This is a genomic window from Pseudorhizobium marinum, assembly GCF_000705355.1.
GTDB classification, from domain to species: Bacteria; Pseudomonadota; Alphaproteobacteria; order Rhizobiales; family Rhizobiaceae; genus Neorhizobium; species Neorhizobium pelagicum.
The window spans coordinates 54,875-79,491 of the sequence record NZ_JMQK01000004.1; the positions used below are offsets into that span (position 1 = coordinate 54,875).

Here is a 24,617-nt window from a genome sequence, read left to right on the forward strand (position 1 = left end):
CTTGAGGAGGGCCCCGTCCGGACGCGCTTCGGGCGGGGCATTGCTGGAACGCAAACAAGGGGGACTTGTCATGACGACAAATACGAAGCCACTACAGTATGGAATCGGAAGAGCCCGAGGTATCTTCATCCATCTCTTCTGTCTCTCCGGTGTCATCAATCTTCTGGCGCTGACCGGCGCATTCTACATGCTGCAGATCTACGACCGGGCACTGACCAGCGGCAGCGTCTCGACCTTGCTGGCCCTGTCGGTGCTGGCGATCGGCCTCTACCTGTTCCAAGGTATCTTCGACATCCTGCGTTCGCAGATCCTGATCAGGCTGGGTGCCCGCCTCGACAGCCAGCTTGCGCCGCTGGCGCACACGGTGGCAATCGAAATGCCGCGCTATGGCTATTCGACGTCGGAAGCCATGGAGCGTGGCCGCGACGTCGATACGCTCCGGGGATTTCTGTCGAGCCAGGGGCCGATCGCTCTCTTCGACATTCCCTGGATGCCCATCTACCTTGCCTTCGTCTGGTTGTTGCATCCGGTGCTCGGCCTCCTGACGATCGGGGGGGCGATCGTTCTCGGGTTGATCACGCTGAGTGCCGAACTGATGACGCGGCGAAGTGCCCAGTCGATGATCCGGACCTCGGTGACGCGCAATTCCGTGGCGGACTCCAACGCGCGAAACGCCGACATCCTGCACGCCATGGGCATTACCGGGCGAGCCGTGGACCGTTTCGAGAAGGCCAATCGCAGCCATCTCGAATGCCAGACCCGCACGTCCGACATCAGCGGTACGCTGTCCGGGCTGTCGAAGGTGCTGCGGATGATGCTGCAGTCTGCGGTCCTCGGCACGGGAGCCTATCTCGCCATCCAGGGCGATCTCTCGGCAGGTGCGATCATCGCGTCTTCGATCGTCACGGCGCGCGCGCTTGCCCCGGTGGACCAGATCATCGCCCAGTGGAAGGGTATCGTCAGCGCACGACGCAGCCACCGCCGGCTGGCGGAGACACTTGCGGTCATCAAGGACACGTCGGGCCAGGTCGAATTGCCTAACCCCCACCAGAGCCTCGTCGTCGACAACATCACCACCGTGGCGCCGAGCTCCGGAGCGGTGCTTCTGAGCGATGTCTGTCTCTCGTTGAATGCGGGGCAGGCAATGGGCCTGATCGGCCCTTCCGGCGGCGGCAAGACCACGCTTGCCCGCTCCATCCTCGGGATCTGGCCGGTTCTCAGGGGATCGGTGCGGATCGACGGCGCCGACCTCAGCCAATGGAACGAAGGCTTCTACAACCGTCATGTGGGGTATCTGCCGCAGGACGTGTCTCTCATGGAGGGCACGATCGCCGAAAACATCTCTCGCTTCGCCGAAGTTCCGGACGCGCGCACCATCATCAGCGCCGCCAAGGCGGCGGGTATCCACGAAATGGTGGTGCACCTGCGGGACGGCTATCAGACCGAACTGGGTCCGCATGGGACTGCGCTCTCGGCGGGTCAGCGCCAGCGCATCGCGCTTGCCCGTGCCCTCTACGGCGATCCCTTCCTCGTCGTCCTCGACGAGCCGAACTCCAATCTCGACGCGGACGGCGAGGAAGCGCTGAGCCTGGCGATTGCATCCGTACGCCAGCGTGGAGGCATCGTCGTCATCGTCGCCCATCGGCCCAGCGCGCTGCAGGCCGTCGACATGGTGGGCGTGATGCAGAACGGCCGCCTGGTGGCCTTCGGCCCCAAGGACGAGATCGTCCAGCCCAACAAGGTGCGGCCGCTGGTGGTCGAACGGACTGCATCAGCCGAGCGGCCCGCCCGTGCGGTTGCGGCCGAATAGGAGGGCCAGGTCATGGAAGACAAACTAGTACTGGGCCTCCCGAACGACGGCAGAGCCATGCTCGCGCCTGCCAATGTCTTCCGCCTCAGCGAGAAGGATCAGAAGAGCCGGGCGAAGTATGCCGTGCTGCCGGCTCTGGTCGTCGGCGCAATCGGGGCGGAAATAGCCGGCTCAGACGACGGACAGGAAGAGGAGTTCCGGTCGGCACCCAAGCCCTATGACGACGAGGTCGTCGGCAGCAATCCGTCGGTGGACCAGAACCTGAGGAGGATCGACGAGATTGCGGACTTCCTGCGCCAGATCTCGGAAGAGATGGTGGCGCAGGGTGAGGGAGAGGCCGCAAGCGCCCCCGGTACGATTTCCGTTCGGCTGCGCTATGTCGGCAGCGACGGCGGCTATCCGGCGGCGGCGCACATGGAGCGCCTGTTCAGGGCCTTCAACGACAACGACACCCGCATTTTCGGCGGCGACGACAGTTTCCGGTTCCCGAGCCGCAACGGCCTCAACGTCAGCAGCCCGCCATCTGCCGGATCCAGCGGGCCGTCAGGCTCGCCGACGGCCGCGTCGGACGGCACGCAAGATCCCGATCCGCTCGACCAGGGCAACGGCTCGACGTCCGGAGGCGGTGGCAATGGTGGAAACGGCGGAAATGGCGGAACCGGGGACGGTGACGACGACGTCGAAAGGGTCAACCGGCTTCCGGTGTCCACGGGGCGTTCGGCCCTTCCGAACACCGCCATGAACCTGTCGGCCCTGATCCTGCTCGACGATCTCCTGAGCCGGATTCACGATGCGGACGGCGACAGCTTGTCCGTCTCCGATCTGGGGGTATCCGAAGGACGGATCGAGGCCTATGGGATTGGCCGCTGGCTCTACACGCCCGAGCGCGGCGCGCTTGGCGAAGTGATCTTCACCTACAAGGTCGGCGACGGCTACGGCACCATCACCGTCCAGGCGTCCATGGATCTGGTGAGGCCTGCCCCCCAGGAGATTTGGGGGACGGAGGGGGACGATCGCCTGCTCGGGACGCCCTTCGAAGACGTCGTGAGCGGTGGCGGCGGCGACGACTTCATCTACGGGCGCGAGAGTGACGACATCGTTTACGGCGGCGAGGGGAACGACACCCTGCTCGGCGGCGATGGCGACGACGTTCTCTACGGAGACGCAGGTCGCGATATTCTCTTTGGCGGCGCGGGCGACGACATCCTGTTCGGTGGTGCCGGTCATGACGATCTCTACGGGGAGGATGGAAACGACAGCCTCATGGGCGGCGCCGGCGAGGATCTGTTGGCTGGCGGAGCGGGGGATGACCGCCTGTTCGGCGAAGAAGGCGACGACCTGCTGCTTGGTGAAGCGGGCAACGACCTGCTCGAAGGCGGCGCCGGCAATGACGATCTCTCCGGCGGCGGCGGCAATGACGCAGTGATCGGCGGCGCCGGCAACGATATCGCCCGCATGGGAATCGCCGGCGAGGAAGAGCGTCATGACGATCAGCCGGAGACGGATGGCAATGACAACTATTCCGGTGGCGACGGTGTGGACACCCTCGACGCTAGCGCGGTCGGTTCCGGGGTCGTGATCGACCTTAAGGCCGGGACGGCAACGGGGGAGGACATCGGCACCGATCAGATGGAGGGCTTCGAAAACATCATCGGAAGCGAGTGCGCTGACCTGCTCACAGGCGACAGCCACGCGAACGAGCTTCACGGTGGGGCCGGCAACGACGAGCTTGTCGGCGGTGACGGCAACGACCTGGTCTGCGCCGGCGAGGGCGACGACGTGGTGATTGTCTTTGCCCGAACGGCGGCGGCTTCCGACGGGAATGACGATCACAACGATTCCGATCTCACCGACGGTGGTGAAGGCAATGATGGGGACGATGTCTATGACGGCGGACACGGCACGGACACGCTGGATCTCAGTGCCCTGATCGAAGCCGTGGTCGCCGACCTCAAGGAGGAATATGTCGAGGGAGCCGAAATCGGCCATGACACCATTCACAGCTTCGAGATCATCCGCGGTGGCGCCGGCAACGACCAGTTGCGGGGCAGTGAAGATGGCGACATCCTGCATGGCGGTGCCGGCAACGACCGCCTGAGGGGACGGGACGGCGACGACATTCTCGTCGGGGGCGACGGCCAGGACGACGTTGAGGGGGAAGATGGCGACGACACGTTCCTCGTCATCGCCCGCCTGTCGGGCAGGAATTCCTCCGACGGCGACGATTCCTTCGACGGAAATGACGGCCTTGATCTTTATGACGCCTCCGCGACCACGCTCGGCGTCTCAATCAACCTCCAGACCGGCGTTGCCACCGGCAGCGAGATCGGCGTCGATCATCTGACCAGCGTCGAGGCCGCGATGGGCGGCAGCGGCGACGACCGGCTGACGGATGGGGTGAGCGTCACCATCATGACCGGGGGCGAAGGCAACGACATCTTCGTGTTCGGGCTTCAGTCGGTTGCAGGAAATTCTCCCGACGAGATCCGCGACTTCGCCACCGGCGATCGCATCGACCTCTCCGCTTTCGGACACCAGATGCTGTTCGGTGGCATGGGCCTTGGGGAGAACCTGCAAGCGGGGCAGGTGACCTTCTATTATCAGCAGTTCGAGGACGTCGAAAAGACCATCGTCAGGGCGATCGTCGACCTCGAGCATGACGATGACATCGAGATCCTTCTGCATGGCCGCTACCAGCTGACGGATCAGGACTTCATCTTCGCCGCTCTGGAACTGGCCGCCCAGGAGGGTGCGCAGACATGAGCCGGCTCGAGACGCCAAACAGGGGGATCTGCCATGGGTAAGGTTGACGGCGCAGCTGAGGCCAGCGCCAAGGGAACTGACAAGCAGTTCGGGATATCGTCGCGGGTGGTCGTCTCGGCAGCACTTGCCGGGCTGCTGGTCGTCGGCGTCGGAGGCTGGGCCGCCCAGGCGAAGCTTGCCGGAGCCGTCATAGCCTCCGGCAATGTGGTGGTTCCGGATCAGGTGAAGATCATCCAGCATCGCGACGGCGGCATCGTTTCGGAGATACCCGTCACCAATGGTGATGAGGTGAAGAAGGGGGATGTCCTGCTGCGGCTGGATGACACCCAGACAAGAGTAGAGCTTGCGATCATCCAGACACAGCTGCAGCAACTCTCGGCCATGCAGGCACGGCTGATCGCGGAGCGGGACGACAGTCCGTCGATCGTGTTTCCCGAGCTGGATCTGGCCGCGGCCGTGACGGCCGGGGAAACGAAGCTCTTTGAGGAAAACCGACGCATGCTGGCCAGCCAGAAGGAGCAGCTGCGCCTCCAGGCGGCGCAATTCGACGAACAGATGCGTGGCTTTGCAGCCCAGAGCGAGTCCAACGAGCGGGAGGGGGCCATTATCGATCAGGAGATCGAAAAGATGGACCGTCTCCTCTCCAAGGGGCTGGTACCGATCGCGCAAAAACGCGACCTGCTGCGCCAGAAGGCGCGGATCGAAGGGGCGCGCGGCGAACTTGCGGCCAAGAGTGCGGAGGCGATGGGGCGGATCAGCGAGGTGAACGTGAAGCTGCTGTCCATCGATCAGGCCGCGCGCAAGGAGGCCCAGAGCGCCATCCTGGAGCTTGACGCCAAGCTTGCCGAACTGCGGGAGCGAGCCGTTGCGGCGAGCGACCGCCTGAAGAGGATGGACGTGCGGGCGCCCGTCGATGGCCTCGTGTACGACCAGCAGATACATACGCTCGGAGGCATCATCGCGCCCGGTGCAACAGTCATGTCGATTGTTCCCGACAGCGACGAGATGAAGGTGGAAGTGCGCATTCCACCGATCGATATCGACCGGGTCGCTGTCGGTCAGCCGGCGCGCCTGCGCTTTACCGCCTTCAACCAGCGGACCACTCCGGAACTCAGCGGCGAGGTTGAAGTCGTCGCAGCCGCCACGATCACAGATCGTACGACCGGACAGCCGTATTATCTCGCCTCGATCTCGCTCGTCGATGTGAAGCAGCTCGGTGACAACAAGCTCATGCCGGGAATGCCCGTCGAGGTCTTCGTGCAGACGGACGAGCGTACCGCACTCTCCTATCTCACCAAGCCCTTTACCGACCAGATGATGAAAGCGTTCCGGGAAGACTAGAAACAGCAAGATGTGGAGGAAGTCGCATGAAGAAGATCAGGATCGTCATGGCGGTCGTTCTGGGTTGCGGTGTCGCAACAGCAGTTCTCGCGCAGCAGGAACCGCAGGCCGTACGGCAGAACCTCATGAAGGGGATCGGCCAGTCGGTCGGAACACTGGGCGGCATCGCAAAGGGTGAAAAGCCCTATGACGCAGAGGCCGTACGGACCGCGTTGACGACCATCAACACCAATATCCAGGCATTCCCGGATCACTTCCCCGAAGGATCGGAAAGCGGGATGGAAACGGAGGCCAAGCCGGAGATCTGGAGCAACAAGGATGATTTTCACGCAAAGGCGCAAAAGCTGGAAGATGTTTCATCGTCGCTGTTGGCCGAGCTGCCTGCAGATCAGCAAGGTGTTCAGCAAGCTGTCCAGGCCATTGGACCAGTCTGCGGTGACTGCCATGAAAGCTATCGCGTGAAGAAGTAGGCGGCTGGTTCAGTAGGCGGCTTCAAGCCTGCCTGCCGTCCACAGAGGGCTGCGCAGTTCTGGATCCGACGTCCGGGACAAAGCTGCGCCACCGACTTTGAGCAGAACGGGTACGATGTCATGACCACGGCGTCCTTTGGGAGCGATGAGGGAACCCATGCAGCGGATCGAAGCGGTAGATGCGAGCAACGCGCAATGGCAGGTGGTGGCGGCTTACGTTCTGGCGCTTGCGCAGAAAGAGGGCCGCTCCCCCACCTATAGCTATCTCAAGGTACCAGAGGACCTCCTTCAGCCGACCAGAAAGCTGATCGCCGACATGAACTGCGATGACTGCTTCTCCGTCATTCCGTCAACGGAAGATTTCCCAGGATCGGCCCCGCCGCCGCAGACGCTGTCAGCGAAACGAGGCCCACGTTCTGTCCGGATGGCAACACGCGCCATCCTTGCCGTACTGGGGCTGCGAAGACTGCCGCCCAGGAATGGATAGCCCACCACGTTCGATGGATATCAAAGTTCCTGATGCCTTGCGCCGCAAGTGAAGCATGCTGAGCAGCGAACGAGATTGCCTCCACGAGATCTTGTCCCGGGAGGTGGCGTGGCTTCGGCGTACGCCGTGCCTTCCCGACAGAGCCGGGGTGCACGGGGACGCAGGTTAACCGGATCGCGCCGACGCCGTGGCCATACGCTGGCCCGCCTGCTCGGCGCTGTAGTCACGCGCGATCTCGATCAGCGCCGCCATCTCGGGCCGGATGAGGGTGCGTTTGCGAAAGACGAGGTGCTCGTGGACGACGATCATCAGCCCGGGCTCGTGGATAGGGACGTAGGCGAGGCGGGGATCGGGCGGGCACTCCGATGCGGTAAAGACGGTGACCCCGATCTCCAACGCCACCGCTTCACGCAAGACTTCGCGGCTGCCTATCTCGATCGCTTCGCGGGGCGTCACATCGCGCTGGTTCATGGCTTGCTGCAACAGGTTGCGGGTGCGCGAACCGGGCTCACGCAGGAGGAGCACCTCTGGCGCGAGGTCCATGAGTTCGACGCGCCGCTTGCGGGCGAGCGGATGGCCCCGCCACACGCACAGGGACAGCCCGTCGCTGCGCAGCGGGATGGCCGTGTAGTCGACGCCGACCGTCGGGTCCACCGTGATCCCGAAGTCGGCCTCGCCATCGGCGATCTCGGCCATGATCTGCGCCTTGGAGGCGAGCGCGGTGGAGATCGTCACAGCCTGGTGACGGTCGCGAAAGCGCTTCAGGAGCTGGACGACGACCGGCGGCGAGTCCGACACGATCCGCAGGCGCCCGCGTTCGAGCTCGCCGGGGGTGGCGAGCGAATCCTCCACCGCGGCAACGGCGCGCATCAGGTGCTCGGCTGCCGCAAAGAGCCTTGCGCCCTCCGGGGTGAGAGCGAGGCCGCGGCCCCGCCGCTCGAACAGTGGCACGGCGGCCGTCTCCTCCAGCGCCCGTAGATGCTGCGAAACCGTCGGCTGCGAGACGTTGAGGAACTTGGCCGCGGGGCCCACCCCGCCCTCTCGCACCACCGAATAGAACGCTCTGATCTGCGCGTAATTCATAGGGACTACCTATATTATGACGGATTCTAATCAATTTGACCTAATAATTAATTTTGCGTCAATAGCGCTCGACGACAAGTCCAGCGAGAGGCAAACTCATGACACAGGTATTCGATGGCGTGGTGCTAGGCACGACGACCGAACTGTCGGTCCCGGCGATCAACGGGGTCAACGGCAACATCCTTCTCACCGATGGTCTCACCTCCGACCAGTCGCTGCGGATCCGGCTCGCAGGGCAGACCGGCCCCATCACCACGTGGGCGCTCGCGTTCGACATCTATGTCCCGTCGCCGGCAAACAGCTATGTCGGCCTTGCCCAGCTCGGCAAGGACACCGGCGACGGCGACCTGTTCCTGCACGAGAACGGCGACGGCACCATGGGCCTCGGGATCTCGGGCCAATATGACGGCAAGGTCGCCTATGACAGCTGGGTGCGCATCGTCGTCACCGTCACCGAGGACGGCAATGGCAACATGACCCTGACAAAATACGCCGACGGCACGCTCATCGGCACGCAGAACGCCGGCAATACCGACCGGTTCGACATCCAGCCCGAGCTCGGCCTGACCCTCTTCACCGACGACGACGGCGAAACCTCGCCGGTCGCGGTGTCCAGCGTGTTCTTCTCGACAGAGATCGCCGACGTCGCCCCGCTCCTCGTGACGGGCGCGAAAGCCGATGCCGGCGGCTTCTTTGCCGCCGCCCCGTCCGCTGCAGCCGTCGAGATCGACTTCGCGAATGCAGATGTGACGCCGCGCTACGGCGATGCAGCCGTCGATCTGGAAGGCCTGACGCCGGAAGGCGAGCCGGCTGCGCGCGGAGACAGCGCCTTCGGCCTTGCCTCGCAGTTCGGCATCGAGCTTCCCGGCGGCCAGGACATTTCGATCCTCTCCTTCAACGGATACGAGGCGGGCGAGGGTCTCGCGGTGACCTTCCCGGTCGAAGCAAAGACGCTGACGAGCTACACTGCGGTGTGGGACATCTACCTCAACGCGTCAGACGAAGGTTCGACGGCGCTGCTGCGCGCCCAGGGCAGCTACACGGGCGCTGCGGATTTCCTGGTCGGCGCCGACCATGGCCTGGGCACCGACGGCCAGTATGACGGCAAGGTCCCGACCGACGCGTGGACGCGTATCGCGCTCACCGTCGAGGACCTGGGGAACGGCACCTCGCTGCTGTCGAAATATATCGACGGCACGCTGGTCGGCACCCAGACGGTGGACACCGAGCGCTTCTCCATCGATACAAACAAGCCGCTGATGCTGCTGGCGGACGAATTCGGCAATACCGGCAGCGGCTACATCGCACATTTCGGTCTCGACCCGTCCGCGCTCTCGGCTGCCGACATCGCCGCTTTGGGCACCGTCGATGCCGACGGTCCGTTCGACGCGCCGGTGCCCGGCAGTGAGCCGGTGATCAAGCCGGTCCAACTGGTTGCGGAAGAGAGCGATCGCAAGGGTGGCTTCTTCACGGTCGACACGGTCGACACCCAAGGGCTGACCTTCGATGCGGCCTTCTCGTTCCGGATCACCAACCAGAAGAACAGTCCGGCCGACGGCTTCGCGTTCCGTATCGACAGCGCCGATCTCGAGCAGCATCTCGGCAATGGTGGTGGTGACATGGGTGTTCCGGGCGCTGCGGGCCAGGTTGTTCCCATCGTATCGGTCGTGTTCGATATCTGGCAGAACGATAGCGAGCAGTCCGCGAATTCGGTCCGTCTCGTCGTCGGTGGTGGCCCACAGGCCCCAGCGGTCGTGGCCCAATGGAACCTGCCGTTCAAACTCGTGGGCGGCGAGAACCTCTATTCCTGGGTGGAGTATGAGGGAGGCCGGCTGAAAGTCTACCTCTCCGACACCGACCAGAAGCCGTCCGAGCCGCTGATCAGCCAGGCCGTCGACATTGCTGCCGTGGTCGGCAGTTCAGCCAAGTTCGGCTTCTCCGGCGCCACCGGCGGCGAAAATGCCGAGATGAAGATCCTCAACTTCGACATCTCCACCAATGACCCGGACGGCCCCTCCGGTGAACTGCTGCTGGAAGGCCGCAACGACATCGACTTTGTCGGCGATGCCGTGCAAACCGCCCCGGACAGCTTCGACCCCAAGGCGCCGCTGCAGGTCGGCTTCGACGACAACAAGCCGACCCCGGACTTCGGTTTCACCGACGGCAAGGTGATCGACGACGTGAATGTCGCCAAGCCCATCAAGGACATGTTGGTCAAGGCGCATGACGATCCGATTTCCTACAACCTCGCCGACGTATTCGGCCACGGTGCGCACGACTTCGCCGTGAAGAACTCCAACGGCGACGTGGTTCAGGCGACCATCAAGGACGGCGTTCTCACCCTCGCCTTCGGCGACACCCTGGACTACTCCGACCTCGTCATCACCGCCGTGAGCGACCGCGGCGAGACGCTGACCGACAACGTGCGCATCCGCGTCGCTGGCGAGAACGCCTACACCTTCGCGATCATCCCCGACACGCAGGATTACCCGTCGGGCCGCAATACCGATTCGCAAGTCATGATCGACATGATGAAGTGGATCGCAGACAACGCCGACGGCAAAAACATCGGCTTCGTCTCGAACGTCGGCGACATCACCAACAACAACACGGAAGCCGAATGGAAGGTTGCCAACGCGGCCTACGACATCCTGCGCAAGGCAGGTATCCCGTTCTCCGTTGCCGCGGGCAACCATGACGTCGGCGACAACGGGCAGTCCAACGTCCGCGACACTGCGCTGTTCAACAAGTACTTCTCGACCACCTATATGGCGCAGGACCCGACCTATGGCGGCGCATACGATCAGGAACCCGGCCGGATCGACAACAGCTATCACCTCTACGACGCGCCTGATGGCACCGGCTGGCTCATCTTGAGCCTCGAGTTCGGCCAGCGTGACGACGTCATGCGCTGGGCAGACGACGTCCTGACGAAATATGCCGACCGCAAGGTGATGATCCTCGAGCACACCGTGAACAATTTCGACGGTCGCCTCGACTCGATCGGCGACAAGCTTGTGGGAGAGCCGTCCGGCTACGACTATGGCCTCAAGAACAGCGACGAAGGTGCCTGGGACGGCGAGATGCTGTGGCGCCAGGTGGTGGAGCGCCATTCCAACGTGGTGTTCACCGTCGGCGGCCACGTCTTCGGCGATGGCGCCGAGACGACGATCGACCAGAACGCGTTCGGCTACAACGTCTACCAGTTCGTGGTGAACTACCAGGGTGGCGTTTCGAACGAGATCCTCGGCGCCGGCAACGAAGCGCTCGGGCCGAACGGCGGCAACGGCGCGATCCGTCTGGTGACGATCGACCCAGATAACGGCAAGATCTACACCGAGACCTACTTCAGCGCTCTTGACCTGTATTTCAACGGCTCGCGCGAAACGCCAGAGAAGAGCCGCGACGGCCTGACCGGCGAATATGTCGGACATGAGGAGACACTCGACGACGCCAACCTCGGCCACCGTGCACCCGAAACTGTGGCAGAGGCCGGCGACGACCAGCTTGTCGACGCCAAGCCGGGTGCGGACAAGGCCACGGTAACGCTGTCGGCGGCCGATACGGTCGACCAGCGGAAGGATGTCACCGCCTATATCTGGCGCGACGCCGACGGCCACGTGATCGCCGAAGGGCGCGAGGCGACGGTCGAGCTTGGCGCCGGCCGGCACGACATCACGCTCACGGTGGAGACGGCGCATGGCGTCAGCAGCACCGATGAGGTGAAGGTGATCGTCGAGACGGACAAGACCTACTTCAGCGACAACTTCAATGACGGCAATGCCGACGGTTGGTATCAGGTCGGCGAGATCGACCCCGCCACCACCGTCGAACTCGGCACCGATATCGGGTTCAACCTGCCGCCTATCGCCGAAGGCGTCGCAACCGGCGTGCTGCACGTCGACGCGCTGCCGGGCGACCGTGCGGTGAAGGTGATGCCGACAGGCCTGCACGGCGACGTCAAGGAGTTCACGCTGATCTACGATCTGTTCGTCGAGGAGGGCCACAACGCCTTCACTTCGCTGTTCCAGACCGACAGCACCAACAAGAGCGACGCCGAACTCTTCGTCCGCGATCTGGGTAACGGCAAAGCCGGCATCGGCATCGCCGGTGCCTACGAGGGTGCGCTCGACTACGGCACCTGGAACCGCCTTGCCTTCACCTTCAAGATCGAAGGCAAGCAGCAGATCCTCAACAAGTACATCAATGGTGAACTGGTCGGCACGCAGGTGGTCGATACCGACGTGACGGACGGCACGCGCTGGGGTTTCAACAGCGCACACGGCTTCTACATCATGAGTGACGACGACAAGGAGACATCAGGCGCTTCGCTGTCGGCCTTCACCTTCGTGAAGGGTGCCATGTCCGGCGAGGCGATCGCGGCCCTCGGCGGGGTCGACGCAAACGGTCCGCTTGCATCGGGTGCTGCCGGTGACGTCCAGTTGAACTTCAACGGCAGCCTCAACTCGACCGATTTCGGCGGCGCCAAGGTCTCCGTCGTGGTTCCAGGCGCACCGGACCAGTCCTTCGTGGTCAAGGGATCGGCCAACAGCCGCGATGCCGACGACGCCCTCGGCGGTGTCGGAGGCACGCTTTACGATCTCTCCGGCGGGACCGACAACACCTTCGTCAAGAAGGGCGCGATGATCGGCGACATGCTTCTTGAGACGAGCATGCTGTCGCTCGAAGAGGGGACCATGGGGGTCGTCATTCGTTACGACGAGGCAACCGGCGACTGCTACCGCTTCGAGGTCTCCAATGCCGACAATGTGCGCCGGCTTGTCCGCATCGAGAACGGGGTCAAGACAGTGCTGGCCGAGGAGGCCGGTGGCTACACCTTCTATCATGATGTCGACGTGAAGGTGGTCGTGCGTGGCAGCACCATTGGCGTCTCGCTCGACGGTGTCCTCCTGTTCGGCGGCCTCGTGACCGACACCGCGCCGCTCGGCGCCGGCACCGTCGGCTTCTATTCGAGCAAGAACCAGGGCTCGCTGTTCGACGATATTACCGTACGCGCGCCAACCAATGAGGCCGATGCCGGAGCCGATCTGCGCATCATCGACTTCGACGGCGACGGGAAGGCCACCGCCACGATCAATGCCAGCCTGTCGACCGGCGCCAATCCGGTGATCACGGCAGGTGGCGAGACCGTCAACGGCAATACCTTGACCAAGGAGTTCGGCCCCGGCCGCACAACGGTCGTGGTCACCGTCGGCGATGACACCGACGCCATGGTGGTCGACGTCGTCACCGGCGATCGCATCATCACTGCAGAGACCTTCAATGACGGCTCGATGGACGGCTGGACCATCATCGACACCACCGAGTTCAACGGGGCAGGCGTCCGCGTCGATGGCTCCGCAAACTGGGCGGTGGTCGATGGCGCGCTGGTGGAGCGCGAAGGAGCCTACAGCCGTGAGCTGACCTGGACCCCATCCGGCGCCAGCGTTCCCGATCTGTGGCAGCGCGGCTGGTCGCCGCTCGGCGACGGCTCATACGCCCTCCACAAGGGGACCTACGCACTGTACGCCGGCAACAAGGCACTGAAGAACTACGCGATCGAGGCTGATATCACCGTCCCGACCGCCGCCGGCGGTGTCGGCTTCATGCTGAACTACGTCGATGCCGACAATTACACCAAGCTTGAGATCGACGCCCACGCCCGCCTCGCGACGGTCGTTCAGGTGGTCAAGGGCTACGAGGAGATTATCGGCCGCGTGCGCACCACGTTCACGCCCGGCGACACCTTCCACCTTGCAGCCGACGTGCTCAACGGCAAGCTGCAGGTGACCGTCGACGGACACAGCCTGTTCTCCTACCCGGTTGTCCTCGACGACGTCAGGGTAGGGTCTGCCGGCGTCTACAGCTGGAAGGCTGCCGGGGTGAAGTTCGACAACGTGGCGATCATCGAACTCTCCAACACCCAGCCGCCGGCCAGCGACCTTGTTCTGGTCGGTAACGACAAGGATGATGTGCTCCTGGGCGATATCGGAAACGACGTGATCCAGGGGCTTGGCGGCGACGACAAGCTCTATGGCGACGGCGGCGACGACACGCTGATCGGCGCTGAGGGCAATGACTATGTGAGCGGTGGAGCCGGCAGTGATGCGCTGATCGGCAACGAGGGCGCCGATTACCTGATCGGCGGGGCCGGCGACGACGTGCTGGACGGCGGTGAAGGAGACGACCAGCTGCAGGGTGGTACGGGGTCGGACACTTACGTCTATCGTTCCGGCGATGGCTCCGACGTGATCTTCGAGACGGCGGCGTCCGACGACCAGGATCGGCTGTTCCTCGACGATGCGACGCGGGCCGATGTCGTCATCCACCGCCATGGCCGTGATGTCGAGATCGAGATCGCCGGCAAGACGATCACGCTGAAGGACCAGCTCGCCGGCAATGGCGCCGGTGTCGAGGTGGTGGCCTTTGCCGATGGCTCCGTACTTTCGGCGGACGAGCTCGCCGCCGCCATCGTCAACCGCGGCCCTGTCGTCGACCAGCCGGCCGCGGCCACGGGTGATGAGGAGGCCGCCATAACCGGGCAGATCGTCGCCAGGGATGCCGACGGCGACACCCTTGTCTATGGCATCAAGGACGGCTTCGGTCCGAAGAACGGCACGGTGTCGGTCAACCCCTCGACCGGTGCCTGGAGCTATCATCCCGCCGCCGATTACAACGGCGCCGACAGCTTCACCGTCACCGTGACCGATGGCCATGGCGGCAAGGTGGAGACGGTGGTGACGCTGGCGGTCAGGCCGGTCAACGATGCGCCGGTGGCGGTCGCAGATACCGGCAGCGTGAAGGAAAGCGAGACCAAGACCTTCGATCTCATCGCCAACGACCTTGATGTCGACGGCGATATCCTGAGCCTTTCGGGCTTTGCGGTGGTGGGCGTCGAGGGCATTGCGCTCGACAAGGATGCAGCCAAGGCGGCATTCTCGATCGACGCAAGCGGCAAGCTTGCCTTTGACGGCAAGGGGCTGTTCGACGGGCTCAACGAAGGCGAGACGGCGAAGCTCACGCTGTCCTATACGGTCTCGGACGGCCATGGCGGCACGGCAACCGGTCAGTTCACGCTGACGGTGGATGGTGAAGGCAAGGCGCTCGAGGTGGTCAGCGGCACGGCGGGATCCGACACGCTGTTTGCCGGGGTCACGGGTTCGGCAATCGATGCGGGCGCTGGCCACGACTATGTGTTCGGTGGCAAGGCCGGCGATGTGGTCGAGGCGGGCGAAGGCAACGACTACGTGTTCGGCAATGGCGGCAAAGACGTGCTTCATGGCGGCTACGGCCATGACACGCTGTTCGGCGGCGACGGCGACGACATCCTGGCGGGCGGTGCCGGCAACGACCGGATGAACGGCGGCGCGGGCAAGGACAGCTTCGTGTTCCGCGCCGGCTTCGGCCACGACACGGTGATGGACTTCGAAGCCGGTGACGTCATCGATCTGGCCTCGAGCGAGATCCACGACTTCGCGGGCCTTGCCGAACACCTGAGCGAAACCGCGCTCGGGACCGTCATCACGCTGGACGACGGCGCCACGCTGACGATTGCCAATATCACGAAGGACCAGCTGACCGCCGATCAGTTCTACTTCGCGGCGTAAGCAGGCGAAAAAGGACGGAGCGTGCAGACGCAGACGACAGGGCCGGGATCTTGACGATCCCGGCCCTGTCGTATTCGCGAGGCGGGGACCAAACGCGCTTTCTGGCAATTATTTCCGCCTGGTCCGGACGTCATGGTGCCACCTGCAATCAGCGACCGCTTTCCGGTTTCAAGAGTTGGTGCGCGAAGCGCCGCTGTAACGTCGGGTCTCCCCCCTGCGTAACAGACTCGTGGTTTGACAGTTCTTTGCGTGACTGCCCAATGGGCCACGTATATCCAAGGAGCCCGCATGGCATCGACCGATCAGAGGCCCGCACCCGCCGATCGGCGCTGGATGCGGCCGAGGCGGTTCGACCGCAATCTCATCGTGATCGGTGCGGGCTCGGCAGGGCTCGTGTCTGCCTATATCGCAGCGAGTGCCAAGGCGAAGGTGACGCTGGTCGAGGCGCACAAGATGGGTGGCGACTGTCTGAACTTCGGCTGCGTGCCTTCCAAGGCGCTCATCAAGAGCGCCAGCGTGGCGCAGCAGATGCGGCATGCCGATCGTTACGGCCTGCAATCCGTCGAGCCGAGGATTTCCTTCTCCGCGGTGATGGAGCGGATACACAAGGTCATCGCCGAGATCGAACCGCACGACAGCGTCGAGCGCTATACGTCGCTGGGTGTCGAGGTGCTGCAGGGCTATGCCAGATTTATCGATCCCTGGACGGTCGAAATCGCCGGGAATGACGGCGAAACCCTGCGGCTGACGAGCCGCGCGATCATCATTGCCACCGGCGCCCAACCCGTCGTGCCGCCGATTCCCGGCATGGAAGAGGTCGGTTATCTTACCTCGGACACGCTGTGGGACCGCCTGCGCCATCGGCCCGAGGCACCGAAACGGCTGGTGGTGCTGGGCGGCGGTCCGATCGGCTGCGAACTGGCGCAGAGTTTCGCACGGCTCGGCTCCGAGGTCACGCAGATCGAAATGGCACCGCGCCTGATGATGCGCGAGGACGAGGATGCTTCGTCGCTGGTTGAGGCATCGCTGACGGCGGACGGTGTTGCGGTGCGGACCGATCACAAGGCCATCGCCTGCGGGGTTGGGGCAGACGGGAGGTGGATCGAGATCGAGAGTGCGGGCCAGAAGCGCCGGATTTCGTTCGACGAGATCATTGCTGCGGTTGGCCGAACGCCGCGCCTGAAGGGTTTCGGTCTGGAGGAACTCGGCATCGAGGTCGATCGCACCGTCCAGACCAACGCCTATCTGCAGACGCTGCATCCCCACATCCTCGCCGCCGGCGACGTTGCAGGACCCTACCAGCTCACGCATGTGGCCGGGCATCAGGCCTGGTTCGCCGCGATCAATGCGCTTTTCGGCGACCTCAAGCGGTTCAAGGTAGATTACACCATCATTCCCTGGGCGACCTTCACGGATCCGGAAGTCGCGCGCGTCGGGCTGTCGGAGACGGAGGCGAGGGAGAGGAACATCCCCTACGAGGTTACCCGTTTCGGAATCGACGATCTCGACCGCGCTATCGCGGATGGCTCCGCGCGGGGCTTCGTCAAGGTACTGACCGTACCGGGGAAGGACAAGATCCTCGGTGCGACCATTGTCGGCGCGCATGCCGGCGACCTGCTTGCCGAATTCGTCTTCGCCATGAAGCACAAGCACGGCCTCGGCAAGATCCTCGGCACGATCCATATCTATCCGACGCTGGCGGAAGCCAACAAGATGGTGGCAGGCCAGTGGCGCCGCAACCACATCAACGGCTTCCTTCTCTCGCTGCTTGAGCGTTTCCAGACCTGGAGGCGCGGATGATCGATGCCCGCATCCTGCCCCTGCAGCGCGCCGCCCTTCAGCCGGGCGCGGAGTTCCTTGCGCGTTATGGAGTGCGTGCGGACGTCATTAGCATGGTGGGCTTTCTCGCCGGTCTCGGCGCCTTTGCCGCCTTGTGCTTTGGCATCTGGCTGCTGGCGCTGGCGCTGATCCTCGCCAACCGCCTTCTCGACGGATTGGATGGAGCCGTGGCGCGCATCCAGGGGCCGACGGCCCGCGGCGCCTTCCTCGACATCGCGCTCGACATGGTGTTTTACGCGCTCATCCCGCTCGGCTTTGCCGTATCGGCTCCCGACGCGAATGCGCTGCCAGCTGCCGTCCTGATCGTTTCCTTCGTCGGGACGGGCTCCTCCTTCCTCGCCTTCTCCGCCGTCGCGGCAAAGCTCGGCAGAAACGCCCCGGAGTTTCCCACGAAGGGGATCTACTATGCCGGAGGACTGGCGGAGGGAGTCGAGACCATCGCCGTCTTCATCGCGATGTGCCTTTTTCCGGGCGCCTTCCCGATCATCGCCTATGGGTTTGCGGCAATTTGCGCTCTGACCACGCTTGTCCGCTGGCGGCAGGCTTGGCTCGCCTTTTCCGGGAATGATCTCAAACATGATTGACGAGCAAACCGAACCGCATGGCCAAGGCACGGGCGGCTCCGTCAGGAAGCAAATGACGCGGTTTGTACCCGTCGGCGTCGTGCTGCTGGGCCTTGCGCTCGGCTATGCGTTCGGCCTGCAGGACTATCTGAGCCTCGGTTTCCTGGCCGAACAGCGTCAGGCGCTCAGGAGCTATGTCGACGCCCATTCGCTCTGGTCGGCTGTCCTGTTCGTCTGCGTCTACATCGTCGCCGTCGCCTTCTCTTTTCCGGCAGCGTCGATCCTGACGATCTTCGGTGGCTTCCTGTTCGGCTGGCTGCTCGGAGGCGCGCTCGTCGCCGTCGCCGCCACGATCGGCGCGTCGATCCTCTTCCTCGCGACGCGCTCGGCCTTCGGCAGCTTCCTGCGACACCGGGTGGATGGCGTGGTGAAGACGCTCGCCGAGGGGTTCCGCGAGAATGCCTTCGGCTATCTCTTCGTCATCCGGCTGGCGCCGGTCTTCCCCTTCTTCGTGGTGAACATCGCAGCCGCTCTCTTCGATATCAGCCTCGGGCGCTTCGTCGCAGCGACCTTTCTCGGCATCCTGCCCGGCACCTTCGCCTATGCCTATCTGGGCCAGGGCGTCGACAGCGTGCTCGTCGCGGCGCAGCAAGCCGGTCGCGAGGCTGAGATCTCCGATCTCGTGACGGGCGAGATCACTCTGGCTTTCCTGGCGCTGGCCGCGATCGCGCTCACCCCGACGATCGTCCGACAGTTGCGTCGGCGCGGGAGCGGCTGATGATGTCTGCCGCTAGCCGGACATGATCCATGGGGCTCTCGGCAGAGTAAATCATGGAAAGGCGGGGCTTCAGGCGAAGCACCGACAGCAAGACAAGGGAGAACGGCACGCGATGCGCATCATCACCAGACTTTTGATAGCTTCTGTGATTGCCGGGATCGGCAGCTTGAACGTCCTGGCGGCCGAAGCCGACGTGAAGGACTGGCCGGCGATCGAGAAGGCCGCGGTCGGCCAGACGGTCTATTTCAATGCCTGGGGTGGCTCCGAAAACATCAACGCCTATCTGGAATGGGTGGCAGCGGAGATGCGGGAGCGGCACGACGTCACGGTAACCCAGGTTAAGCTGGATGACACCGGAAGCGCCGTTGCCAAGGTGGTGGCGGAGAAGGCCGCAGGCAGGAACGAAGGCGGGTCGGTCGACCTGATCTGGATCAACGGCGAGAACTTCGTCTCCATGAAGCAGCAGGGCCTGCTTCTCTCGCCCGGATGGGCGACATCGCTTCCCAACTGGCAATATGTGGATGTCGAGAACCAGCCGACCATCCTCGCCGATTTCACCGAGCCTACCGAGGGTCTGGAAAGCCCCTGGGGCGGCGCGAAAATGGTTTTCTTCTACGATAGCGCCCGGACCGACCAAAACGACCTGCCGGACGATACGGCACAACTGCTAGACTGGGCGAAGCGCAATCCCGGTCGCTTCTCCTATCCCGCGCCGCCGGACTTCATCGGCTCCTCCTTCCTGAAGCAGGTGTTGCACGAGGTGACCGCTGATCCAGCCAAACTTGCCGGGCCGGTGGACGAGTCGACTTTCGACGCCGACGTCGAGCCGCTCTTCGCCTACCTCGACGAACTGCATGAGGTCTCATGGCGTTCGGGCAAGGCCTTTCCGCAGAACTATCCCGACATGAAGCAGAAGCTGGCGGACGGCGAACTGGACATCATCTTCGCCTTCAATCCGGCAGAGGCCTCGGGGAGCGTGCGCGCCGGTGAATTACCCGAGACCATCCGCTCCTTCACCTTTCCCGGCGGAACACTGGGGAATACCCATTTCGTTGCCATTCCCTACAATGCCAATGCCAAGGCAGGGGCATTGCTCACCGCCAACTTCCTGATCTCTCCGGAGGCGCAATTGCGCAAGCAGGACCCGACGTACTGGGGCGATCCGACGGTCCTTTCCATGGAGAAGCTGCCGGAGGCCGATCGCGCCGCTTTCCAGTCGCTTGTCCTCGGCGTTGCGACGCTCCCACCCGGCGAGCTCGGTCCGGTCATCGCCGAACCGCATGCCAGCTGGATGGATCGCATCGAGACCGAATGGCGCCGGCGCTATGCCAGCGGCAACTGATCCGTGTCTGACCGCAGCCCGGCCCAGAAACGGACGACAGGCAGTGGCACCGCGCTCTTTGCCCGGAGCGCGGTTCTCACCACTGTCGCGCTGCTGGTGCTGCCGATAACTTTCGGCCTCCTCGGAACCCTGCTTCCTGCCTTCGGCTATCTGCCGGTGCTTGGCGGGAATGCCTTGGGTCTCGAAACCTTCCGAAGCCTGTTTGCCACACCGGGCCTCGCTCACGCGGCCGTGCTCAGTTTTGCGACGGGCCTGGCTGCGACGGCAATCTCGCTCGTCGTCACGATGCTCTTCATGGCAAGCTTTGCCGGAACGCCCGTCATGACCCGGCTGCAGCATCTGATCTCCCCACTCCTTGCCGTTCCGCATGCGGCGGCGGCCTTTGGGCTGGCCTTTCTGATCGCGCCGTCGGGCTATCTGATCCGTCTCGTCGCGCCCCTGGCCGGCATCGACCGGCCGCCCGACATCCTGATCCCGCACGATCCTCTTGGCCTTGCGATGATCGCCGGACTGGTCGCCAAGGAAACGCCGTTCCTGTTTCTGGTGACGCTTGCGGCGCTTCCGCAGGTCGACCTGATCGCCTCCCGGCGGCTGACCGCGTCCTTTGGCTATGGGCGTATCGCGGGTTTCCTCTACCTCCTCTGGCCGGCGCTCTACCGGCAGATCCGTTTTGCCGTCTATGCCGTCATAGCCTACTCGAGTTCCGTCGTGGACGTGGCGGTGATCCTCGGGCCGAACCTGCCGGGCACGCTCGCCACCCGCCTGGTGCAATGGATGAACGACCCCGATCTCTCCGCCCGCTTCCTGGCCTCTGCAGGCGCGCTGGTGCAGCTAACGGTGACGGTTGGGGCGATCCTTGTCTGGTATGGCCTCGAGCATCTCGGCAGCAAACTGCTGCGCTTCGCACGAGATCACGGATACCGTTTGGCGACAGATGCCTTGCTGCGGCGACTTTCGGCCCTCATGATCGGCATTATCGGTGTCACTGTCTTTGCGGGCCTCGGCATCCTGGCGATTTGGTCCGTTGCCGGCCTCTGGCAATTTCCCGATCTCCTTCCTGAAAGCCTCACGCTGCGAAGCTGGCAGAATGCCCTGCCGCGGGTCCTGGATCCGCTGAAGACCACGCTTGTCACCGGTCTCGGATCCACGCTTGCGGCGATCGTCTTGACGATCGGCTGCCTGGAACGGGAAACGCAGACGGGGCGAGCGGGCGGCGAGAGAGGACTGCTCATTCTGTACATGCCGCTGATCGTGCCGCAGATCACCTTCGTCTTCGGCCTGCAACTGTTCTTCATCGGCAGCGGCAGCCCGTATCGGTACGCCGCTCTGATCCTCGTTCATCTCGTCTTTGTTCTGCCCTACGTATTTCTGTCGCTGGCCGACCCTTGGCGCGCGCTTGACCGGCGTTACGAGATTGTCGCAACGGCGCTCGGGCGTTCTCGACTTTCCGTGCTTCTTTCCATCCGGTTGCCGATGCTGATCCGGCCGATCCTGACGGCCTGCGCCGTTGGTTTCGCAGTCTCGGTCGGGCAATATCTGCCGACACTGCTGATCGGCGAGGGACGGTTGCAGACAGTCACCACCGAAGCGGTGGCGCTTGCCTCGGGCAACAATCGACGCGTCATTGGAGTCTACGCCCTGCTGCAGACCTTGTTGCCGTTCATTGCCTTTTCGTTGGCAGCCTTTCTGCCCGCAATGCTTCACCGCAAGCGCCGAGAGATGAGGGTCTGACGGATGATGAAAGCCAACGATAGACCCGGCCTCTCGCTATCGAGCATCGTCATCCGGCTCGACGGAAAGCGGTTGATCGATCTGTCTGCGACTGTTTTGCCAGGCGAGGTGCTGACGGTGATGGGGCCGTCAGGATCGGGAAAATCCACGCTGCTCTCCTTCATCGGCGGTTTTCTCGACCCTGCATTCCAGGCGGAGGGCGAGGTCTCCATCGACGGGACGAACCTTCTAGACCTGCCGCCGGAAGCGAGACGGGCAGGCATCCTGTTCCAGGATCCGCTTCTCTTCCCGCATATGTCGGTGGGGGCGAATGTGGCCTTTGCCATCCCTCCCGATGTGTCGGGGCGGAAGCAGCGGCGCCGGATCGGTTCCGCCATCCTGGCGGAAATGGATCTTCAGGGCTTCGAGGCCCGTGATCCCGCAACGCTTTCGGGCGGCCAGAAAGTGCGCGTCGCCCTGGCGCGTGTGCTGATCTCGCGTCCGAGGCTGCTTCTGCTGGACGAGCCCTTTTCCAAACTCGACACGGACCTGCGCGCGCAAATGCGCGATCTCGTCTTTGCCAAGGCGCGCGATGCCGGACTGCCGATCATCCTGGTGACGCATGACGAGGCCGATGCAGAGGCCGCCGGTGGTCTCGTGCACCGCATCAGTGCTGAAGGGAAAAGCCATGCGTGAGACCGGCACGAAAAATCCCGTTGTTCTGCTCGGCGGCGGTCACGCCCATGTGGAGGTGGTACGACAACTGGGGCGCCTGAACCTTGGTCGAGAGATCATTCTCGTCTCGCCATCGCGCCATGCACCGTATTCCGGAATGTTGCCGGGCTACATCGCAGGACGATATCAGTTCGAGGATTTTCATATCGATCTGGCAGCGCTTTGCAGGCGTAGCGGCGTCTCGTTTGTCGAGGGGGCTGCCGTGGGAATTGACGCCAAGCGACGGCATGTCCTGCTTTCTGACGGAAGGGTTCTAACGTACCGCCTTCTGTCGCTCGATATCGGTTCCACGCCAAGCCTGCCCCAGGGCGTCTCGGGCGGCGTCTCGGTGAAACCGATCGCGAGCTTCACCGAACGGCTGGCGCGGCTGGATGCCCTGGCTGCCGGGCATCAGGGGCCGCTCCATCTTGCCGTTGTCGGCCAAGGAGTGGCAGGCGTCGAAGTCGCCTTCGCCTTAAAGAAGCGTCTGCTTGGCAAACGGGTGCAGATCGCACTCGTGGGCCGCGCAGGCCGTCCAGTTCCGGCGCGCAGCAATCGGGCGCAGCGAATGGTGGAGGACGAGTTGCAGCAGGCCGGAATCGCGCACCATCCCGGCTTCGATGTCGTGGCTTTCGACAACGGCACGCTGATTGCGCGCGACGGCCGGCGGATCGATACAGACGATGCCGTCTGGACGACATCAAGCGGCGCGCCAGACTGGCTGCGAGAAACGGCCTTGGACCTCGACGGGGCCGGTTTCATCTGCGTGGACGAGACGCTGCGCGCCCTTTCACATCCCGACATCTTCGCCGCCGGCGATGTCGCGTCCCTTCCCGATCCTCGACCCAAGGCCGGTGTCTTTGCCGTCCGGCAGGGGCCGGTGCTGGCGCAGAACATCTGCCGTTCTCTGTCTCGCGAGCCTTTGCTGCCCTTCAGGCCGCAGCGTGCCTGGCTGGCACTGATCTCGCTTTCCGACGGTCGCACGATTGCCGACAAATGGGGTGTGGCATTCAGCGGACGCTGGGTGTCCGAATGGAAGCACCGCAACGACACCCGATTTGTCCGGCGCTATTCGTGAACAATCGCCACCGTATCGCCCGTGTTTCGTCCAGCGCAGGGCTTGCTTCTTGCAGCCCGGAGACTACCGCTGAAGAAGCCATTGACGATACTGCGTTGCGATCAGATTAGGCGACTGTGGCGGCCCGCGTGTCCGCGACCCTGGCCGCGATATCGACGACGAGCTCCACTGCCAGCGTGTCGGGGGACTCGAGCCAGCTTGCGCAGAACGACAGCTGCGGCATCCTCGCCTCCGATTGAATGAGCACCAGCCGCCCGGCCTGCAACTCGTCCTGCACCAGTTGATAGGGGATGACGGCGATGCCGATGCCCTCGAGCGCAAGATGGACCACCGTTGCCATCGACGCGCTGGCGTGCAGCTTGATGGCGGGCAGATCCGGCCTGTTGAACAGGGACTTCACCAATTCATAGGGCTGTGTCTTGCGCGCAAACGTGATGATCGGAAATTCTGCAAGCTGATGAACGTTCGCCGGGTTCGGAACCTCCAGGGCAGGGCTCGCCACGAAGCCCACCGCATATTCGCAGAGCAGGCGGTTGCGCAGGAGTGGCGCCGTCAGCGGGCCGAGCAGGAAGGCGATGTCGATTTCCTGCGCGAGCAGGCGTGTGCGCAGCGACGGAGAGATATCGACCTCGATCTCGATGGACAGATGCGGGTAGCAGCGGTTCACTTCCTTGATGAAGTCGGGCAGCCAGGTGTGAACGATCGTCTCGGCCACGCCCAGCCGGATGATGCCGCGGATCGCCGAGACATCGCGCAGCGCCGCCAGCATCTCGGCGCGCATGCCGATCATCTTCTCGGCGTAGGCCAGCACCTGGCGGCCGCGCGCCGTGGGGGTGATGTTGCGGGTCTCCCGCGTCAGCAGCTTGAAGCCGAGCTCGATCTCGAGCTGGGCGATGCGGTGCGAGATGGCCGGCTGGGTGGTGTTGAGTTTCTGTGCTGCGCCTTTGAAGCTGCCGAGGGAAACCACCCAGAGGAAGGTTTCCAGCCCCTTGAAATCAACCATCTCGCCATGCCCCGTCACGATGCCAGTAC

General features: G+C 63.7%; 15 protein-coding genes. 13 read left to right on the forward strand and 2 right to left on the reverse strand.

The features are described from left to right. The first annotated feature begins 70 nt into the window (after positions 1 to 70). The 5 genes from EO99_RS0105955 (at position 71) to EO99_RS0105975 (ending at position 6,871) form a co-directional block, all read left to right on the forward strand. Positions 71 to 1,810, forward strand: a complete 1,740-nt coding sequence (locus EO99_RS0105955) for a type I secretion system permease/ATPase (protein WP_029617726.1) — start codon at positions 71 to 73, stop codon at positions 1,808 to 1,810. Between the two features lie 12 nt (positions 1,811 to 1,822). Then, a complete protein-coding gene (locus EO99_RS26220) occupies positions 1,823 to 4,573 on the forward strand; it encodes a calcium-binding protein (protein ID WP_051679717.1) in 2,751 nt (916 codons plus the stop codon). Positions 4,574 to 4,606: 33 nt separating this feature from the next. Then, positions 4,607 to 5,914: an HlyD family type I secretion periplasmic adaptor subunit gene (locus tag EO99_RS0105965; RefSeq protein ID WP_029617728.1), complete on the forward strand. Its 1,308-nt coding sequence runs from the start codon at positions 4,607 to 4,609 to the stop codon at positions 5,912 to 5,914. 47 nt (positions 5,915 to 5,961) lie between these two features. Then, entirely contained in the window at positions 5,962 to 6,384 is a 423-nt protein-coding gene (locus EO99_RS0105970) for a c-type cytochrome (RefSeq protein ID WP_235776769.1), read from the forward strand. 157 nt (positions 6,385 to 6,541) lie between these two features. Further along, complete coding sequence (locus EO99_RS0105975; RefSeq protein WP_029617730.1) at positions 6,542 to 6,871, forward strand: hypothetical protein; 330 nt, start codon at positions 6,542 to 6,544, stop codon at positions 6,869 to 6,871. Positions 6,872 to 7,036: 165 nt separating this feature from the next. On the opposite strand, the gene EO99_RS26225 is transcribed toward EO99_RS0105975, so the two are convergent. Further along, positions 7,037 to 7,954, reverse strand: a complete 918-nt coding sequence (locus EO99_RS26225) for a LysR substrate-binding domain-containing protein (RefSeq protein WP_051679718.1) — start codon at positions 7,952 to 7,954, stop codon at positions 7,037 to 7,039. 98 nt (positions 7,955 to 8,052) lie between these two features. Here EO99_RS26225 and EO99_RS26230 point away from each other — a divergent pair, with 98 nt between their 5' ends. The 8 genes from EO99_RS26230 to EO99_RS0106020 all read left to right on the forward strand — a co-directional run bounded on the left by EO99_RS26230 (position 8,053) and on the right by EO99_RS0106020 (position 23,585). After that, positions 8,053 to 15,561, forward strand: coding sequence for an Ig-like domain-containing protein (locus EO99_RS26230; RefSeq protein ID WP_051679719.1), 7,509 nt, complete (start codon positions 8,053 to 8,055; stop codon positions 15,559 to 15,561). Positions 15,562 to 15,849: 288 nt separating this feature from the next. Then, positions 15,850 to 17,361, forward strand: a complete 1,512-nt coding sequence (locus EO99_RS0105990) for a dihydrolipoyl dehydrogenase family protein (protein ID WP_029617733.1) — start codon at positions 15,850 to 15,852, stop codon at positions 17,359 to 17,361. Then, entirely contained in the window at positions 17,358 to 17,984 is a 627-nt protein-coding gene (locus tag EO99_RS0105995) for a CDP-alcohol phosphatidyltransferase family protein (protein ID WP_029617734.1), read from the forward strand. The genes EO99_RS0105990 and EO99_RS0105995 overlap by 4 nt, the downstream gene beginning before the upstream one ends. A 52-nt stretch (positions 17,985 to 18,036) precedes the next feature. Then, positions 18,037 to 18,741: a TVP38/TMEM64 family protein gene (locus EO99_RS0106000; protein WP_235776770.1), complete on the forward strand. Its 705-nt coding sequence runs from the start codon at positions 18,037 to 18,039 to the stop codon at positions 18,739 to 18,741. Between the two features lie 112 nt (positions 18,742 to 18,853). After that, positions 18,854 to 20,083 (forward strand): ABC transporter substrate-binding protein, encoded by a 1,230-nt coding sequence (locus EO99_RS0106005; protein WP_029617736.1) that lies wholly within the window; start codon positions 18,854 to 18,856, stop codon positions 20,081 to 20,083. A gap of 90 nt (positions 20,084 to 20,173) precedes the next feature. Then, complete coding sequence (locus EO99_RS0106010) at positions 20,174 to 21,814, forward strand: ABC transporter permease (protein ID WP_037111288.1); 1,641 nt, start codon at positions 20,174 to 20,176, stop codon at positions 21,812 to 21,814. A 3-nt stretch (positions 21,815 to 21,817) separates the two neighbouring features. Further along, positions 21,818 to 22,489 carry an ATP-binding cassette domain-containing protein gene (locus EO99_RS0106015; protein ID WP_029617738.1) on the forward strand — a complete coding sequence of 224 codons (672 nt, stop codon included), beginning with the start codon at positions 21,818 to 21,820 and terminating at the stop codon, positions 22,487 to 22,489. After that, the gene (locus tag EO99_RS0106020) at positions 22,482 to 23,585 is read left to right on the forward strand and encodes an FAD-dependent oxidoreductase (protein ID WP_029617739.1); all 1,104 of its coding nucleotides are present in this window, start codon (positions 22,482 to 22,484) and stop codon (positions 23,583 to 23,585) included. Before EO99_RS0106015 ends, EO99_RS0106020 begins: the two co-directional genes overlap by 8 nt. 106 nt (positions 23,586 to 23,691) lie before the next feature. On the opposite strand, the gene EO99_RS0106025 is transcribed toward EO99_RS0106020, so the two are convergent. Continuing rightward, positions 23,692 to 24,588: a LysR family transcriptional regulator gene (locus tag EO99_RS0106025; protein ID WP_029617740.1), complete on the reverse strand. Its 897-nt coding sequence runs from the start codon at positions 24,586 to 24,588 to the stop codon at positions 23,692 to 23,694. Positions 24,589 to 24,617: the final 29 nt, after the last annotated feature.

Excerpts from the sequence above, each read along its gene's own strand:
- EO99_RS0105955 (WP_029617726.1), top strand. The coding sequence starts at position 71 with ATGACGACAAATACGAAGCCACTACAGTATGGAATCGGAAGAGCCCGA.
- EO99_RS26220 (WP_051679717.1), top strand. The coding sequence starts at position 1,823 with ATGGAAGACAAACTAGTACTGGGCCTCCCGAACGACGGCAGAGCCATG.
- EO99_RS0105965 (WP_029617728.1), top strand. The coding sequence starts at position 4,607 with ATGGGTAAGGTTGACGGCGCAGCTGAGGCCAGCGCCAAGGGAACTGAC.
- EO99_RS0105970 (WP_235776769.1), top strand. The coding sequence starts at position 5,962 with ATGGCGGTCGTTCTGGGTTGCGGTGTCGCAACAGCAGTTCTCGCGCAG.
- EO99_RS0105975 (WP_029617730.1), top strand. The coding sequence starts at position 6,542 with ATGCAGCGGATCGAAGCGGTAGATGCGAGCAACGCGCAATGGCAGGTG.
- EO99_RS26225 (WP_051679718.1), bottom strand. The coding sequence starts at position 7,954 with ATGAATTACGCGCAGATCAGAGCGTTCTATTCGGTGGTGCGAGAGGGC.
- EO99_RS26230 (WP_051679719.1), top strand. The coding sequence starts at position 8,053 with ATGACACAGGTATTCGATGGCGTGGTGCTAGGCACGACGACCGAACTG.
- EO99_RS0105990 (WP_029617733.1), top strand. The coding sequence starts at position 15,850 with ATGGCATCGACCGATCAGAGGCCCGCACCCGCCGATCGGCGCTGGATG.
- EO99_RS0105995 (WP_029617734.1), top strand. The coding sequence starts at position 17,358 with ATGATCGATGCCCGCATCCTGCCCCTGCAGCGCGCCGCCCTTCAGCCG.
- EO99_RS0106000 (WP_235776770.1), top strand. The coding sequence starts at position 18,037 with ATGACGCGGTTTGTACCCGTCGGCGTCGTGCTGCTGGGCCTTGCGCTC.
- EO99_RS0106005 (WP_029617736.1), top strand. The coding sequence starts at position 18,854 with ATGCGCATCATCACCAGACTTTTGATAGCTTCTGTGATTGCCGGGATC.
- EO99_RS0106015 (WP_029617738.1), top strand. The coding sequence starts at position 21,818 with ATGATGAAAGCCAACGATAGACCCGGCCTCTCGCTATCGAGCATCGTC.
- EO99_RS0106020 (WP_029617739.1), top strand. The coding sequence starts at position 22,482 with ATGCGTGAGACCGGCACGAAAAATCCCGTTGTTCTGCTCGGCGGCGGT.
- EO99_RS0106025 (WP_029617740.1), bottom strand. The coding sequence starts at position 24,588 with ATGGTTGATTTCAAGGGGCTGGAAACCTTCCTCTGGGTGGTTTCCCTC.